General features: G+C 63.3%; 16 protein-coding genes. 12 read left to right on the top strand and 4 right to left on the bottom strand.

All coding sequences use genetic code 11. The features are described from left to right. The first annotated feature begins 24 nt into the window (after positions 1–24). From panB to rplS, 7 genes are all read left to right on the top strand, one after another. Entirely contained in the window at positions 25–840 is an 816-nt protein-coding gene (gene panB, locus FDY95_RS13085) for a 3-methyl-2-oxobutanoate hydroxymethyltransferase (RefSeq protein WP_138078213.1), read from the top strand. 261 nt (positions 841–1,101) lie between these two features. Beyond that, positions 1,102–1,818 carry an RluA family pseudouridine synthase gene (locus FDY95_RS13080; RefSeq protein ID WP_138078212.1) on the top strand — a complete coding sequence of 239 codons (717 nt, stop codon included), beginning with the start codon at positions 1,102–1,104 and terminating at the stop codon, positions 1,816–1,818. Positions 1,819–2,018: 200 nt separating this feature from the next. Further along, the gene (locus FDY95_RS13075) at positions 2,019–2,786 is read left to right on the top strand and encodes an acyl-CoA desaturase (protein ID WP_138078211.1); all 768 of its coding nucleotides are present in this window, start codon (positions 2,019–2,021) and stop codon (positions 2,784–2,786) included. Positions 2,787–3,172: 386 nt separating this feature from the next. Then, entirely contained in the window at positions 3,173–3,715 is a 543-nt protein-coding gene (locus FDY95_RS13070; protein ID WP_138078210.1) for a 30S ribosomal protein S16, read from the top strand. A 139-nt stretch (positions 3,716–3,854) separates the two neighbouring features. Continuing rightward, positions 3,855–4,451, top strand: coding sequence for a ribosome maturation factor RimM (rimM, locus tag FDY95_RS13065; RefSeq protein WP_138078209.1), 597 nt, complete (start codon positions 3,855–3,857; stop codon positions 4,449–4,451). Between the two features lie 88 nt (positions 4,452–4,539). After that, positions 4,540–5,277 (top strand): tRNA (guanosine(37)-N1)-methyltransferase TrmD, encoded by a 738-nt coding sequence (gene trmD, locus FDY95_RS13060; RefSeq protein WP_138078208.1) that lies wholly within the window; start codon positions 4,540–4,542, stop codon positions 5,275–5,277. A gap of 92 nt (positions 5,278–5,369) precedes the next feature. Then, complete coding sequence (rplS, locus tag FDY95_RS13055; protein WP_138078207.1) at positions 5,370–5,726, top strand: 50S ribosomal protein L19; 357 nt, start codon at positions 5,370–5,372, stop codon at positions 5,724–5,726. 81 nt (positions 5,727–5,807) lie between these two features. Here the strand turns inward: rplS and FDY95_RS13050 are convergent, their stop codons facing one another. Continuing rightward, entirely contained in the window at positions 5,808–6,212 is a 405-nt protein-coding gene (locus tag FDY95_RS13050) for a hypothetical protein (RefSeq protein WP_138078206.1), read from the bottom strand. 136 nt (positions 6,213–6,348) lie between these two features. Between FDY95_RS13050 and FDY95_RS26330 the strand changes: the two genes are divergently transcribed. Both FDY95_RS26330 and FDY95_RS13045 read left to right on the top strand, forming a co-directional pair. After that, positions 6,349–9,342: a M1 family metallopeptidase gene (locus FDY95_RS26330; protein ID WP_171025667.1), complete on the top strand. Its 2,994-nt coding sequence runs from the start codon at positions 6,349–6,351 to the stop codon at positions 9,340–9,342. A 22-nt stretch (positions 9,343–9,364) separates the two neighbouring features. After that, positions 9,365–9,949 (top strand): inorganic diphosphatase, encoded by a 585-nt coding sequence (locus FDY95_RS13045; RefSeq protein WP_171025666.1) that lies wholly within the window; start codon positions 9,365–9,367, stop codon positions 9,947–9,949. 76 nt (positions 9,950–10,025) lie between these two features. On the opposite strand, the gene FDY95_RS13040 is transcribed toward FDY95_RS13045, so the two are convergent. Beyond that, positions 10,026–10,730: a hypothetical protein gene (locus FDY95_RS13040; protein WP_133257039.1), complete on the bottom strand. Its 705-nt coding sequence runs from the start codon at positions 10,728–10,730 to the stop codon at positions 10,026–10,028. Between the two features lie 266 nt (positions 10,731–10,996). Between FDY95_RS13040 and FDY95_RS13035 the strand changes: the two genes are divergently transcribed. The 3 genes from FDY95_RS13035 (at position 10,997) to FDY95_RS13025 (ending at position 13,086) form a co-directional block, all read left to right on the top strand. After that, complete coding sequence (locus tag FDY95_RS13035) at positions 10,997–11,404, top strand: 6-pyruvoyl trahydropterin synthase family protein (protein ID WP_138078204.1); 408 nt, start codon at positions 10,997–10,999, stop codon at positions 11,402–11,404. Continuing rightward, positions 11,397–12,062, top strand: a complete 666-nt coding sequence (folE, locus tag FDY95_RS13030; RefSeq protein ID WP_138078203.1) for a GTP cyclohydrolase I FolE — start codon at positions 11,397–11,399, stop codon at positions 12,060–12,062. Before FDY95_RS13035 ends, folE begins: the two co-directional genes overlap by 8 nt. 94 nt (positions 12,063–12,156) lie before the next feature. Next, positions 12,157–13,086, top strand: a complete 930-nt coding sequence (locus FDY95_RS13025) for a TIGR01777 family oxidoreductase (protein ID WP_138078202.1) — start codon at positions 12,157–12,159, stop codon at positions 13,084–13,086. A 98-nt stretch (positions 13,087–13,184) separates the two neighbouring features. Here the strand turns inward: FDY95_RS13025 and FDY95_RS13020 are convergent, their stop codons facing one another. Then, a complete protein-coding gene (locus tag FDY95_RS13020; RefSeq protein WP_138078201.1) occupies positions 13,185–15,581 on the bottom strand; it encodes a transglycosylase domain-containing protein in 2,397 nt (798 codons plus the stop codon). A gap of 100 nt (positions 15,582–15,681) precedes the next feature. Continuing rightward, positions 15,682–16,386 (bottom strand): metallophosphoesterase, encoded by a 705-nt coding sequence (locus tag FDY95_RS13015; RefSeq protein WP_138078200.1) that lies wholly within the window; start codon positions 16,384–16,386, stop codon positions 15,682–15,684. Positions 16,387–16,422 lie beyond the last annotated feature (36 nt).

Below are 16,422 nucleotides of genomic sequence, written 5' to 3'. Positions count from 1 at the left end.
CCCACGTCTACCAGACCCCATTCCATGTCGCAGCACAAGGAAATCAAGCGCGTGACCACGCACCAGCTGCTGGCCATGAAGCAGCGCGGCGAGAAAATCTCGATGCTCACGGCCTACGATTACTCCATGGCCAAAATCCTCGACGGGGCGGGCATCGACGTGCTGCTCGTCGGCGACTCGGCCTCTAACGTGATGGCCGGGCACGAAACCACGCTGCCCATCACCCTGGACCAGATGATTTACCACGCCGCCTCGGTGGTGCGGGCCGTCACGCGGTCCTTCGTGGTGGTCGACATGCCGTTTGGCTCCTACCAGGGCAATTCCTCGGAGGCGCTGCGCTCGGCCATCCGCATCATGAAGGAATCGGGCGGGCACGGCGTGAAGCTGGAGGGCGGCGCCGAAATCAAGGACTCGATCATCCGCATCCTGACGGCCGGCATTCCGGTGATGGGCCACCTGGGCCTCACCCCGCAGAGCATCTACAAGTTTGGCACCTACACCGTGCGGGCCAAGGAAGAAGCCGAAGCCCAGAAGCTCATCGAGGACGCCAAGCTGCTGGAGGAAATCGGCTGTTTTGCCCTGGTGCTCGAAAAGATTCCCTCGGCCCTGGCCAAGCAGGTGGCCGAGCAGCTCTCGATTCCGGTTATCGGCATCGGGGCCGGGCCGGAGGTCGACGGGCAGGTGCTGGTGGTGCACGACATGCTGGGCATCACCCAGGAGTTCAAGCCGCGCTTTTTGCGCCGCTACGCCGAACTGGGTGACCTGATGCACCAGGCCGTGACGCAGTACATCGACGACGTGAAGAACCGCGACTTCCCGAACGAGAAGGAAGCCTATTAAACCCACCCCAACACCGGCAAAAAATTCCGCGCCACGGCCCAACCAGGTCGTGGCGCGGTTGTTATATGGCTGTTTGGCAGCCCACTGACGACCGACGTCGAGCCGGCCGTGCAATGCATATCCGAACTCTGTCGTTTATTTGCAGTTACCGTTGGTCGGCGCGGCAACCGGCTCCCTTGGTGGAGCGTGCGTTTGTGAGTGTGAGTTGACTTATTCCGGGCCTGCCCCGCCGACGTCGTTTACCTTTTCCGGATTCCAGTAGTGAACAGACCCGCCATCTGGTCGGAGCAGAAAGAAATTCTGTTCGAAGACAACCACCTGCTCATCGTCAACAAAACCGCCGGCACCCTGGTGCAGGCCGACGAAACCCGCGACGAACCGCTGTCGGTGAAAGCCGCCGAGTACCTGCGGCTGAAGTACAAAAAGCCCGGCAACGCCTTCATCGGCGTGTGCCACCGCATCGACCGGCCCGTGTCGGGCATCGTGGTGCTGGCCAAAACCAGCAAGGCCCTGAGCCGGCTGAACGAAATGTTCCGCGACAACCACATGCACAAAACCTATTGGGCGCTGGTGGGCAAGGCCCCGCAGGAGCCCGAGGGCACGCTGGTGCACTGGCTGGTGAAGGACCCCATGCGCAACGTGACCAAGGCCTACGCCCAGAAGCACCAGCAGGGCCAGCGCGCCGAGCTGAACTACAAAGTGCTGGGCAAGGTGGGGCACCGCTACCTGCTCGAAGTCAACCCCATCACCGGACGCCCGCACCAGATCCGGGTGCAGCTGAGCACCGGCCTGGGCACGCCTATCACCGGCGACGTGAAGTACGGCGCCATGGCCCCCTTGCCCGATTTGAGTATCGCCCTGCACGCCCGCCGGCTGCAGTTCAAGCACCCCGTCACGCAGCAGGAAATGGACATCGTGGCCCCGCTGCCCGACGCGGAAGTGTGGGACCCGATCCGCAGCGGCGAAATGGTGAGCTAGTGCACTGGTGCGTTTTTATATTCTCCCAAACTGAACCATACTCCCCGGTTCACCCTTTCACAGACGCCCCGGATGGGCGCTGACGAAAGTCGTTGGCCGGGCTGCGGCCGGGCGCTACGTTTGCGGCAGCTCTTCGAACCAAACGAGCTTGTACGCGTTTACGCGTCAAGGCTTTAACCTCATTTTCTTCACCCCGCCTCATGCCGATTCTGCTGTTTTTCGTCGGGCACTGGTACCTGTCGCTGTTCGTGCAGACGTTCTACCTGCACCGCTACGCGGCCCACAAGATGTACACTATGAACCGCTTCTGGGAACGGTTCTTCTTCCTGCTGACCTACCTGGCGCAGGGCTCCTCGTACCTCTCGCCCCGGGCCTACGCGCTGCTGCACCGCATGCACCACGCCTACTCCGATACCGAGCACGACCCGCACAGCCCCCACTACTCGTCGAATGCCTTCACGATGATGTGGAAGACGAAAAACATCTACAACTCGGTGCTTAACAACGAGTACGAGCTGGCCAAGCGCTTCGAGGGCGACTACCCCACCTGGGGCGTCCTGGAGCGCATCGGCGACCATTGGGTTTCGCGCGTGGCCTGGGGCACGGCCTACGTGGGCGTGTACGTGGCCCTGGTACCGGCCAGCATGTGGTATCTCTACCTGCTGCTGCCCTTCCACTTCCTGATGGGCCCGGTGCACGGGGCCATCGTGAACTGGAGCGGCCATAAGTACGGCTACCAGAACTTCGACAACAACGACAAGTCGCGCAACTCGCTGTTCTTCGACTTCCTCACCGGCGGCGAGCTGTTTCAGAACAACCACCACAAGCTGCCCATGCGCGTCAACTTCGGCGTGAAGTGGTGGGAGCTGGACCCCACCTACCCCGTCATCTGGACGCTGGACAAGCTGAGCATCATCAAGATCAAGCGCGAGAAATCGGCCAAGCAGCCGGTATCGATGGCGGCCTAATTCAGGCGAAGAAGATTCAGAAGCCGCTTCGGGTAACCGAGGCGGCTTTTTTGTTGAGTATGAGAGCGAAAAAAGGCACGTCATCCTGAGCAGAGCGAAGGACCTTCCTCGCACCCCGCGCCGCCGCTACCGACGAAGTGCTAACGCTTTTTACCAACTGGCATTGACGTCACCACAGCCCGGACGACAGGGAGTTGGTAGCTGCGCTTTATGGCTGGTGCAAGGTGCGAAGAAGGTCCTTCGCTCTGCTCAGGATGACGGGCTGGTTACCCTCACTGACAAATCTTTAAACTCAGAATCAAACTGCTGCTTCTTTTCCCTACCTTTGCAGCCCAAATCTTTTTTTCATCCGACGCACGAGTTGCGTCACCTAACCGACACGGTTTATGGCAGTTAAAATCCGCCTCGCCCGCCGCGGCCGCAAAAAGGCCGCTATGTACGACATCGTAGTAGCTGATTCGCGCGCTCCGCGTGACGGCCGCTTCATCGAGAAGCTCGGTACCTACAACCCGCTGACCAACCCCGCCTCCATCAACTTCGACGCCGACAAGGCTTTCGATTGGCTGATGAAGGGCGCCCAGCCCACCGACACCGTGCGCGCCATGCTGTCGTACCGCGGCGTGCTCTACCGCAAGCACCTGCAGCTCGGCGTTATCAAGGGAGCCATCGGCCAGGACGTAGCCGACCAGCGCTTCCAGCAGTGGACCGAGGAGAAGAATGCCAAGATTGAAGGCAAGCGCACCGACGTGGGCGCCGCCAAAGACGAGGCTCGTAAGCAGCAGCTGGCCGCCGAAACCAAAGTGCGCGAAGCCCGCGCCGAGGCTCTGCGTCAAAAGCAGGCCGCCGCTAACGCCGCCAACGCTCCGGCTGCCGAAGAAGCTCCCGAGGCTGCCGAAGCTCCGGCCGAAAGCACCGAGGAAAACGCCTAATTTTAGGTTAGGAGGATTCTCAGTTTAGGAGTTTTTGAGTTTGAGAGTTTAAGAGTTCCTGCGGGAGTTCTTAAACTCTCAAACTCAAAAACTCCTAAACTTTTTAATCCCCAAACTCATACCCTCATACCCTGTCAACATGACTCTTGACGAAAGCTACGAGCTGGGCTACGTGGTGAAAACCCACGGCCTGCGCGGCCAGATGGTGGCCGAACTGGACGTGGACGACGTGGCCGACTACCTCGACGTGGAAGAGGTATTCGTGGAGCGCCCCGCCGGCTCGGGCAAGCTGCACCGCTTCGAAGTGGAGCGCCTCACGCCTCAGAACGGCACCCGCGTGCTGCTCAAGCTCAAGACGGTGGAGCGCATTGAGGACGCCGAGCTGTTTCGCGGCCTGAAGCTGTTTCGCCCGCTGGAAGATCTGCCCGAGCTGGCAGACGACCAGTTCTACTTCCATGAAGTCGTTGGCTACACCGTGGTCGACGCCAACCTGGGCCAGCTGGGCACCGTGGAGACCTTCTACGAGCTGCCCGAGCAGGTGCTGCTGGCCATGCGCTACCAGGGCCAGGAAGTGCTGATTCCGGTGGTCGACGAGCTGGTGCAGCACGCCGACGAGGACACCAAGGAGCTGCACGTAACCCTGCCCGCCGGCCTGCTCGACATCTACCTCAACCCCACGGCCCCCGACGAGGACGACGCCGAGGATACCGGGGCCGACAAAGCCGACGAAGCATAGCCTACGCCGACGCTTCAGCGTCGGTAGCCGCTTTCTTGACACTGCGAACCGCTCCACCGCTTCGCTCACTTCCAGCCTGCGCCCAACCATGCGCTTCGACATCATCACCTGCCAGCCCGAACTGCTCGTCAGCCCCTTCGCGCACTCCATCGTGAAGCGGGCCCAAGAGAAAGGCTTGGCCGACATTCACCTGCACGATTTGCGCCAGTTCGCCATCAACAAGCATGGGCAGATCGACGACTACGCCTTCGGCGGCGGGGCGGGCATGGTGCTGCGCCCCGAGCCCATTGCCGCCTGCATCGACGGGCTGCGGGCAGAGCGCGAGTACGACGCCATCATATACCTCACCCCCGACGGACCCACGTTCCGGCAGGCGGCGGCCAACCGGCTGTCGTTGCTCCGGAACGTCATCCTGCTCTGCGGGCACTACAAGGGCGTGGATGAGCGCATCCGCGAAGAGTACGTGACCGACGAAATCAGCGTGGGCGACTTCGTGCTCAGCGGCGGGGAGCTGGGCGCGGCCGTGGTGGTCGATGCCGTGGTGCGGCTGCTGCCGGGCGTGCTCGGCAACGAGGAATCGGCCCTGAGCGACTCATTTCAGGACAATCTGCTGGCCCCGCCGGTGTACACCCGGCCGGCCGAGTGGCGCGGGCGCGAGGTGCCGGCCATCCTCATGTCGGGCAATACGCCCAAGGTGGAGGACTGGCAGCACGAGCAGGCGCTGCAGCGCACCCAGCAGCGCCGCCCCGATTTGCTGGCGGATATGCCTCAGGAGGCGTTTGAGGAACCGCGCAAGCCGCGTCGCCGGAAAAAACCTAACGCTTAGGGTTGTAACCCGGGCGAAACTCACTATATTTGCGCCTCCTTACTGAAACCACTCGGGCGGCGGCGCCGCCTTTTTTAGATTTTTTTGCTGTCATGAGCCAACTTCTCGACCTCATCAACCAGGAAGCCAAAGAGCGCCGCGCCAGCTTCCCGGACTTCGCTGCCGGTGATACGATCAACGTACACGTAAAAATCCGCGAAGGCAACAAGGAGCGCATTCAGCAGTTCCAGGGCGTAGTTCTCCAGCGCCGGAACGCAGGCCACAACGGTGAAACCTTCACCGTGCGTAAAGTGTCGAACCAGATCGGCACCGAGCGTATCTTCCCGATCATCTCGCCCAACATCGACAAGATCGAGCTGGTGCGCCGCGGCAAAGTACGTCGTGCCCGCCTGTTCTACCTGCGCGGTCTGTCGGGCAAAGCTGCTCGTATCAAAGAGAAGCGCGCCTAAGGCACCTTGCTCCCAACAAACAGCGGGGCCTCTACCATCTGGTAGAGGCCCCGCTGTTGTTTTGCGCTCAGCTCAAACGCTCTACTTGCGCAAGGCGGAGTCTGCCCGCAGGTCGTCTTCCGCCGCCGTGCGCCCGCCGGCCACCTGCCGCGCCGCTTCCAGCAGGGCCTTGCTCAGGTTCAGCAGCCGCGGCTGCACGCTGTCATCGGCGAAGTGTACGACCAAGGCCGTGTTGTCGCCCAGGCGGTGCAGCAACTGCCCGACCAACTTATGATCGAGGGTACCGCTGCCGAAATGGGCTTTCAGCGCCTGCAGATCGGTTACGACGGGGTGCAGCTCCAGAATGTGCAGCTCTTTCAGCTCCTCAATCCAACGCTGGAACCGGTTGTCGAGGCCGGCTTTGGTAGCGGCTTCCTGCAGGTCGCTTCCGAGAAAATCGGTGGTGGCATCGAGGTGCACCTGGTGTTGTGAATCGTCTTTCTGCATCAGAATTAAGAAGTTAGGGGAGAGAATAAGACCACTGATAGGCTAACGGGGGAAGCCCCGGTGGGGTTATGCGCAATCCGGCCAACGCCATCCGCCTGCATCCCGTACTTTCGCCACGCATTCCGCACTTTTTCCTATGCACAAACTCTTACCCAGCCTCGCGCTGGCCATGCTGCCGCTGGCGGCCTTAGCCCAGAACAACCGCCCTTACTGGCAGCAGGAAGTCAACTACTCCATCGACGTAACCCTCGACGACCAGCAGCACGTGCTGACGGGGCGCGAGGAGTTTCAGTACGTCAACAACTCGCCCGACGCGCTGCCCTTTATCTGGATTCACCTCTGGCCCAACGCCTACAAGGACAATTCCTCGGCCTTTGCCCGCCAGCAGCGCGAGCAGGGCAAGCGCAAGTTTGAGTTTGCCAAGCCCAGCCAGCGCGGCTCCATCGATCAGCTGGACTTCCGCGTGGAAGGGCAGGTGGTGAAGCTGGACTATGACCCCAACAACCCCGACATTGCCAAGCTCACGCTGCCGCAGCCGCTGCCGCCGGGCCAGCGCGTGACCATCACGACGCCCTTCCGGGTGAAGCTGCCCGACTCCTTCTCGCGCATGGGTCACGTGGGCCAGAGCTACCAGATCAGCCAGTGGTACCCCAAGCCGGCCGTGTACGACCGCAGCGGCTGGCACCAGATGCCCTACCTCGACCAGGGCGAGTTCTACTCCGAATTCGGCTCCTTCGACGTGCGCATCACCCTGCCCGACAACTACGTGGTGGGCGCCACCGGCGAGCTGCAAAACCCCGACGAGCGGGCCCGCCTCGACCAGTTGGCCGCTACCACGGCCCAGAAGTCGGCCGACGGCTTCGGCTCGGATGTGAGCTTCCCGACGTCGTCGGCGACGACTAAGACCCTGCGCTACACCCAGGACCGCGTGCACGACTTCGCCTGGTTTGCCGACAAGCGCTTCAACGTGCTCAAGGACACCGTGAAGCTCCCCGGCTCGGAGCGCGTGGTGACGACCTGGCTGCTGTTTACCAACCGCAACGCCGCCGACTGGCTGAAGCACCGCAACGACATCCGCTACGCCCTGCAGGGCTACTCGCGCTGGGTGGGCGAATACCCCTACTCCGCCGCCACCGCCGTGGACGGGGCGCTGAGCGCGGGCTCGGGCATGGAGTACCCGATGGTGACCGTGACGGACCCGTTTGCCACCATCCACGAAGTCGGCCACAACTGGTTTTACGGCATCCTGGGCTCCAACGAGCGGGAGTTTCCGTGGCTGGACGAGGGCGTGAACAGCTACATGGAAAACCGCGTGTCGGAAGCCTCGGGCGCCGAGCTGACCGACCCGATTGCCAAAGTGGCCAGCACGCCGAAAGTGGCCAAGGGCTTCGATTTGCAGGGCGTGCCGTCCTACGCCGTGTCGCAGCTGCAGTGGCAGGCGCCGGCCAGCCGCGGCTACGACCAGGCCGTGGCGGGCGTGCCGGCGGCTAAGTACGTCAACTACAACTACGGGGCCGTGGTCTACGGCAAAACCGCCGGGCTGCTGCGCTACCTTGCCGCCTACCTGGGCCAGGAGAAATTCGACCAGGGCATGCGCCTGTACTACGACCGGTGGAAGTTCCGCCACCCCGGCCCGACCGATTTCCAGGCTGCGTTTGAGGAAGCCACCGGGCAGAAGCTGGACTGGTTTTTCCAGCCGATGATGAGCACCACCGCCCGCTACAACGCCACGGTAGCCGACATCATGAGCACCGACCAGCAGGTGAAAGTGCTGGTGCGCAACGAATCCAACTCGCCCTGGGCCGTGCCGGTATCGACCGTAGACGCCGCGGGCAAGGTGCTGGAAACGCTCTGGACGCCGGTATTTGGCGGCCGCGAAGCCGAAGAAAAATCCGACACCGAGGACACGGACGTGGCCCAGCTCAACTTCCGCCGCACGCCCGACGTGGCCGCCGTGGTCGTGGATGCCGAGTACCTCACGCCCCAGCTCAACCGCCGCGACGACCGGCGCCGCCTCAGCGGCGCCTTCCCGACTTTGGAGCCGATTCGCCTGCGCCCGTTGCTGAGCATGGAGCGGTGGGACCATGCGTCTTTCAACTGGCTGCCGGTTATCGGGGCCAACACCTACGACAAGTTCATGCTCGGGGCAGCGTTCTACAACAACCCGCTGGTGCTGAACAAGCTGAGCTACTTGGCCATGCCCATGTTCAGCTTCAACCGCGGCGAACTGAAGGGCGTGGGCCAGCTCAACCTGAACGCGCTACCTAGCGGCCGCCTGCTGCAGCGCGTGACGACCAGCTTCCTGGCCACGCGCTTTGAGCGCTACACCAAGCTGGAGCCCAGCGTAACGCTGGAGCTGCGCCGCAACCGTCCCGCTGGCCCGCAGCAAACCGTGCAGCTGGCCTACACCATCGTGCGCTCGAAGGACGAGCTCAGCAACAACATCATTCCGACGCTGCGCTACGACCTGGACGGCGGCAACGCCGTGAACCAGTACGGCGCCGAGGCCGAGCTGAACACCTTCAGCCCGCGCAACGCCGGCACCAACTACGACTCGCCGGTGCTCGGGCGCCTCGCCCTGCGCTACCAGCACTACTATAAGCAGAACAAGAGCGTGCGGGCCCGCCTGTTCGGCGGTTACTTCTTCCAGCAGACCTCCGTCGAAGCCCAGCGCTATTTCATGGGCCTGAGCGGCAGCTTCGATTACCGCCGCCAAACGGCTTTCCTGGACCGCCAGCAGATTTCGGACGCCTACACCGCCCAACGCCACCAGTTCGATGACCGCGACGGAGCCTTCAAGGCCTACCTGCCCGTGGCGGCCGACAAGTGGATGACGACGCTGAACCTGGAAGCCGAGCTGCCCGTCACCTCGTTCACCGTTTTTGCCGATTTTGGGGCCGTCAACCGCCGGCAATTGCTGCCCGACGGCCGCAACCAGCGCCTATTTTACGACGCCGGGCTGGGTGTGCCGTTGTTCAACAACGTATTCCGCCTATACTTGCCGGTGGCCGGCTCGCAGTACACCGACGGGCTGCCCGACAACTTCAAGGACTTCAGCCACCGCATCCGCTTTGTGCTCGACCTGCAAAAAGTCAGCCCCTTCCGCCTGCTCGACCAGACCCTGCGCTAAGCACGGTCTTATAGGAAGCATTTTGTTGCTGGCAGCCGGCCTCGTGGTCGGCTGCCAGTCGCGTTTTAACGAGCTGCCCACCTACTCCGACGAGCGGCACCTGCTGCAAGTGGTGGTGGAAACGCCCGCCGGCACCAACCGCGTGCTCCACTACGACGCGGCTACCAACGACTTCAAACCGGAGCAGCGCGCCGGCGTCGACCGGCTGATCAGCTTCCTGCCCTACCCCGCCAACGCCGGCTTCGTGCCTTCTACCAAGCTGCCGGCCTCGCCCCGGCACCCGGCCGGGCAGCCGCTGCCGGCCCTGGTATTAGCCGAAAGCCTGCCCGCCGGCACGGTGCTGGAGGTGCTGCCCGTCGGCCTCGTCACCCTCGACCGCGCCGGTGAGCTGGAGCCGGTAGTGCTGGCGGTGCCCGCCCGGCCCAGCCAGCGCATTCTGCCCGTCACCAGCTGGCGCGAGCTGCGGCAGCAGTACCCGGCCGCCCAGGAAGTACTGCGCCTGTGGCTGCTGCGCTCGGCCGAGCACGGCGAGGTGCGCGTCGTGGGCTGGCGCGACGAGCGGGCCGCCGAGCAGCAGATCCGGCAGGTGCAGCAGAAATCCGACTAGCTGGCAAACTACACCAAACGCAAAACGGCCCCGCCATTGCTGGCGGGGCCGTTTTTAGTACGAGCGTCGGGGTCGACTACTCGATTTTGTTCATGCGGTCTTTTACCGACTCCAGCTGCACGCGCATGTTCACAATGTCGGCGCGGGCGGCCTCCTGCTCTTTCAGGTTGGCGTCCACCATGTTGTTGAGCTTCACGAGGTCAGCGGCGTTTTCGGCCAGCTGCTGCTGAATTTCAACTTTCTTGGTCTTGTTCTTCTCGATGTCCTTCTTGATGGCGTCCTGCTTGGCAATAACGGCCATGTGGTTGTTCTGCGAGTTGATCAGGGCCTTTTCGGCTTCCTGCACCTGCAGAGCAATGTCTTCGCGGTACAGGCCGCGGGCGAAGTCCTTCAGGTAGGCTTCGGCCGACTTCCACTGCTGGGGCGTGGCGTCTTTGCTCAGGTAAGCGTTGCCCAGGTCAATCGACCACCACACGGTGGTACCGGTCGGCACGGCATCAACTTTCGAGATGATGCGGATCGGGGTCTTGGAAATGGACTCCACCACGACGCCGTCCATGGAGTACACGCCTTTGTCGGCCTTCACTTTGCCGATTTTCTCGTTGATCATTTTCACCCACGAGTCTTCGACGCGCTTGCTGTCGAGCTGGATGGTGACGCGCTGACCTTTGCGCGGAATGCCTTTAACGGCCATTTCCGTTTCGTCAACGGGCGAACGTTGCGCAAACCCGGCAGTCGTCAGGACGAACAGCAACAGAGAAAGGAGTACGCCTGATTTCATAAGAAGTGAAATGAGTTGGAAGAAACGTTGGGAAAGAGGTCAACCGGTGGTAGGCTTGGTTAACAACTCACCAAATTTAACCACCTGCTAACAAAGCACCACCCGGCCGGCCGTGATTTTTTTTGGAATACAGCACTTTTGTTAGATAAATCATTGCACATATTTATTAAATACAATATCTAAAAAATCCATCCTTCCCAAAGTACTGTAATTGAAGAGGTTGCAAAACTCGAAACAAAGTTTATCTTCCGCCGGTTATGGGGCCCATGAAAGTAACCATCGGCCGGACCGAGTACTTCAACGCCGCGCACCGCCTGTACAATCCGGCGTGGTCGGACGAGCAGAATGCGGCCGTTTTCGGGCCCTGCAGCAACCCCAACTACCACGGCCACAACTACGTGCTGACGGTGCGCCTGACCGGGGAGCCCGACCCCGCAACCGGCTACGTATACGACCTGAAGCACTTGAGCCGCCTCATCAAGCGCGAGATTCTGGATACCTTTGACCACCGGAACCTGAATCTGGACACCGAGGATTTCCGCCAGCTAAACCCCACGGCCGAGCACATTGCCGCCGTCTGCTGGCGTCGCCTGCGGCCGCACCTGGCGGAGCACCTGGCCCTATCGGTCACGCTCCACGAAACGGACCGCAATTTTGTAGAATACCATGGCTAACCAGCCCGACCCCGGCGCGGCCCCACAGACCGACGCTCACCTAGCCCTTTCCCTGCGCACGCCGCTTCGCCCCGACGCTTTTGCCTTGAGCGAAGAGGAGAAAATTGCCGGCATCAGCGAGCATTTCCGCCACATCATGGACCTGCTCGGCCTCGACCTGACCGACGACAGCCTGGCCGGTACGCCCCGGCGCGTGGCCAAGATGTTCGTGCACGAGTGGTTTCGCGGCCTCGACCCGGCGCAGCGCCCCGAGGTGCGCCTCTTCGACAACCGCTACGAGTACAACCAGATGCTGGTGGAGCGCGACATCACGCTCTTCAGCTGTTGCGAGCATCATTTCGTGCCCATCATCGGCAAGGCCCACGTGGCCTACCTGCCGGGGCAGCACGTGGTGGGCCTCAGCAAGCTCAACCGCGTGGTGCAGTACTACGCCCGGCGCCCGCAGGTGCAGGAGCGCCTCACCCGGCAGATTGCCGAGGAGCTGAAGCAGAGCCTGCAGACCGACGACGTGGCCGTGCTCATCGAGGCTGACCACCTGTGCGTGATGAGCCGCGGCGTGAACGACACGAGTAGCTCGACCCTCACGGCCGAGTACGGCGGGCGTTTCGGGCAGGACGAGAGCCTGCGGCGGGAGTTTCTGCGCCTGATCGGCAAATAACGAACTGACCCTCTTCCGATTTGCGTTTGGGCAGTACATTTGCGGCCCGTTTCGGCCTTTTCCCACCCCGGGCCGACGACGTAGCACCCTCTCCATGAAACCTTCCCTGCGCAAAGTATTGATTTCGGGTGGCCGCGGCCTGATTGGCATGCGGCTGTCGGAAATGCTCATCGACGCGGGCTACGAGGTAGCGCACCTCAGCCGGCAGACTTCCCACGGGCACTACTGCTCGTTCCGCTGGGACCCCACCACCGGGCAGATCGACGAAGCCGCCATCGGCTACGCCGACTTCGTGGTGAACCTGGCCGGGGCGAGCGTGTCGGAAGGCAAGTGGACCGACGAGCGGAAGCAGGACATCATGGCCAGCCGCGTGGGCGGCACCAACCTGCTGGCCCGCGAGCTGCGCGAGAAGGAGCACCACGTGAAGGCCTTTATTTCGGCCTCGGCCATCGGGGTATACGGCGACGCCGACGCCCGCCTGCTGACCGAGGACGCCCCGCCCGCCCCCGCCGACGACTTCCTGGCCGAAGTGGCTACGCAGTGGGAACGGGCGGCACAGCAGGTGCAGGAGCTGGGTGTGCGCACCGTGGTGGCCCGCATCGGCGTGGTCCTCAGCGACGAGGGCGGCGCCCTGCCCACCATTGCCCGGCCGGTGAGGCTGGGCGCGGGCGTGGTGCTCGGCTCGGGGCGGCAGTACATGTCCTGGATTCACATCGACGACCTCTGCCGCCTGCTGATTCAGATGATGGAGGAGCCGGAATGGCAGGGCACCTACAACGCCGTGTCGCCGAACCCGGTGACCAACCGCGAATTCACAGAAACGCTGGCCGAGGCCCTGCACCGTCCACTGGTGCTGCCCAAGGTGCCGGAGTTCGGCCTGAAACTGGTGATGGGCGAAATGAGCGAAATCGTGCTGGCCTCGCAGCGGGTAAGTGCGCAGAAAATCGAGCAGCAGGGCTTTCAGTTCGAATACCCGGAGCTGCGCGGGGCGCTGGCCTCGTTTTATCAGAAAGAAGAAGAGTAATTACGTCTAGTCCATCGGACAACAACGCTGCAACTGAGGCATGAGAAATGCAAAAGGCCGCCCACGGGCGGCCTTTTCTGTTGATTCCGTTTCGGGGCTTACTGCGGCACCTTCAGGCTATCCGGAATGGGCGCCGCGCCGCTGTTGATGCGCTCCAGCAGGTCGTCGGTGGCAATGGAGTCGATTTCAATCTTCTTGCGGCGGGGCCGGTCGTCTTCGCTGTAACAGATGTACTTGCGGTTGATTTTGCCGGGGTACTTGGCGAAGTGGCCCGGTGTGATACCCAGCTCGGGGTCTTTGTACACCTTTTCCATGTACGAGCCGAAGATGGGCAGGGCCATGCGCCCGCCTTCGCCCTGCTCGGAGCGGAAGAAGTGGATGCTGCGGTCCTCGCCGCCGACCCACACGCCCGTCACCAGGTCCTTGGTCACGCCCATATACCAGCCGTCGGAGTAGTTCGAGGTGGTGCCGGTTTTGCCGCCGATCTGGTTGTCGTTCTTCCACAGGTCGTACTCCCACAGGCCCTGCGAGGTGCCGCCGGGCTCCTCCATGCCGCCGCGCAGCATATAGAGCATCAACCAGGCCGTTTCGGCCGAAATGGCGGGTTTCTGCTGCGGATCAAATTGCTTGATGACGTTGCCGTTGCGGTCCTCGATGCGGGTGACGATGAGCGGCTCGGGCCGGAAGCCACCGTTGACGAAGGTGCTGTAGGCGTTGACCATTTCGTACACGCTCACGTCGCCGGCCGAGCCCAGGCCGATGCTGGGCACCGGCAGCAGCTTGCTGCGGATGCCCACTTTGTGGGCGTATTTGGCCACTTCGTCCCAGCCCACGCGCTCGGTCAGCTGAGCCGTGACGGAGTTGACCGAGCGGGCCATGGCGTGGCGCAGGGTCATGTTCGAGCCGGTGTACTCGCGGGTCACGTTGTCGGGCTGCCACTCCATGGGCTTGCCGTTTTCCACGTATTTGATGGTCACGCGCTGGTCCCGAATCCGGTCACAGGGCGCGTAGCCTTTGTCGAGGGCGGTCAGGTACACGAAGGGCTTGAAGGTGGAGCCGGCCTGCCGCTTGCCCTGCCGCACGTGGTCGTACTGGAAGAAGCGGTAGTTCAGCCCGCCCACCCAGGCCTTGATGTGGCCGGTATACGGGTCCATCGACATCATGCCCGCCTGCAGGAAGTGTTTATAGTAGGCCAGCGAGTCGAGCGGGGACATGACCAGCGTGGTGTCGCCGTCGCCCTTCCAGGTGAATACCTTCATCGGCCGCTTGGTGCGCAAGGCGGCTTCCAGCTGGTCGGGGTGGCCCTTGTACTTCTCGGCGAGACGCTTATAGAGCTCGGTGCGCTTGATCTGCGTTTCGATGAAGTTCGGAATTTCCTTGCCCTGCTCATCCACCCAAGGCTGGGAGTTGCGGTTGCGCCAGAAGTTGTCGAAGGTGCGCTGCAAGGCTTTCATGCGCTTCTGCACGGCCTCTTCGGCGTGCTCCTGCATACGCGAGTCGAGGGTGGTGTAGATGCGCAGCCCGTCGCGGTACATGTCGTAGCCGTTCTGCTCGCACCACTGGTTCACGAACTGGCTGATGGCCGAGCGGAAGTAGTTTTCGGGCCCGTCGACGTGCTTTTCCACCTGGTAGCGCAGCACGATGGGCTGGGCCTGCAGGGCCTTCGCCTGGGCCGCGGGCAGCACCCCGGCCTGGGCCATGCGCGTCAGCACCAGGTTGCGGCGGCGGGTGGCGGCTTCGGGGTGAAACTTGGGGTTGAAGGCCGTGGGGTTGTTCAGCCCGCCCACCAGCACGGCGGCTTGCTCGGGCGTCAGGCTATCGGGCGTGGTGCTGAAGAAGGTTTTGGCGGCCACCTTGATGCCGTAGGCCTGCGAGCCGTAATCCACGGTGTTCAGGTACATGCGCAGGATTTCGTCCTTGGTGTAGCGGCGCTCCAGTTCCACGGCGGTCAGCCACTCCTTGAGCTTGGCCACCACGGTGCCCACGCCCGGCACCCGGCCCAGGGCGCCCTGCTCCTCGCGGCGGGTTTTGTAGAGGTTTTTGGCCAGCTGCTGGGTGATGGTGGAGCCGCCGCGCTTCTGCCCGCGCAGGGCCGCCACCACCGAGCCGCCCAGGGCCTCGGGGTCGATGCCGGCGTGCTCCTGAAAGCGGATGTCCTCGGTGGCCACCAGCGCCTTCACCAGCCAGGGCGACATGCTGTCGAGCGGCACGGGGTAGCGGTTTTCGCGGTAGTAGCGGCCCAGCTGCACGCCGTCGGCGGTATACACCTCCGAGGGTTGCTCCACCTTGGGGTTTTCCAACTCCTCCAGGCTCGGCGACTTGCCGAACAAGAACAGGAAATTGCTGCCGACGAGAATGGGCAGCAGAAAGAAAAACCCGGCCAGCAGCGCAAACGTGGCCCAGGCCAGGCGCGAGAGGCGGTTGGGCCAGGAGCGTTTCGGGCGCGGGGCCTTGGGCGGGCGGGCGGCGGTATTCGGAGCGTCTTTCGAAGGCATCGGGCAGAAGGAACCGGGCTGCCACAACGCGCACGCACCGGGGGAAGTGCAAATATACCGCTTACCGGCCGGGTGCGCGGCAGACCAGCGGCACGGGCCCTCAACCCAGCGCCACGCTCAGCAGCTCGCGGGGGCAGCCCAGGCGCAGCGGCAGGGTGTCGCCCAGGCCGCGGCTGACGAGCATGCGGCAGCCGCCGCGGGCGTAGCGCAGGCCGTTCCAGCGGTAAAACAGGCGGCCGGGGTACAGCTGGGCACCGCGCTGCCAGAGCACCAGCTGCCCGCCGTGCAGGTGCCCGGCCAGGATCAGGTCGTAGTGCGGGTGCAGGCGGCGAAGATCGGGCGGGCGGTGGGCGCACAGCAGCCGCAGCTGCCCGGCCTGCTGGCTGAGGGCCGCGGGCTCGGGGCGCACGTTGCCGTCGATGTGCAGCAGCAGGCCGCCTGCCGTGCGGTGCTGGTGGCGCCGGCCCTCAATCCAGTGGGCGCCCGCGCCGGTTATGGACTCGCGAATGGCGGCCAGGCCCAGCCACTGGTCGTGGTTGCCGGCCACGGCCAGGGTGGGCGCCAGCCGGGCCAGGTCCGTTACGAGGCGGGCCAGGGGGCGCCGGCCGCCGGGCGTGTCGGCGTAGTCGCCGCCGAGCAGGATGAGCTGCGGGGCCTCGGCGGCGGCCAGGGCGCTGATGCGGGCGGCAGCGGCGTCGCTGCGGGCGGTGAAGTGAAGGTCGGAGAGGTAGAGCAGGCGCAGGGGCTCGTGCGGGGCGTTGGTGCGGTATTGCTCGCGGCGCACCAGCAGGTCGGAAGAGGGCATAGGGAACTTGGTATTGGCGTGGGCTCACCCGACGAG

The organism is Hymenobacter jeollabukensis (assembly GCF_005771675.1).
GTDB classification, from domain to species: Bacteria; Bacteroidota; Bacteroidia; order Cytophagales; family Hymenobacteraceae; genus Solirubrum; species Solirubrum jeollabukense.
Note: the sequence above shows the minus strand (reverse complement) of the source record. Positions and strands in the feature narration are given on the sequence as shown.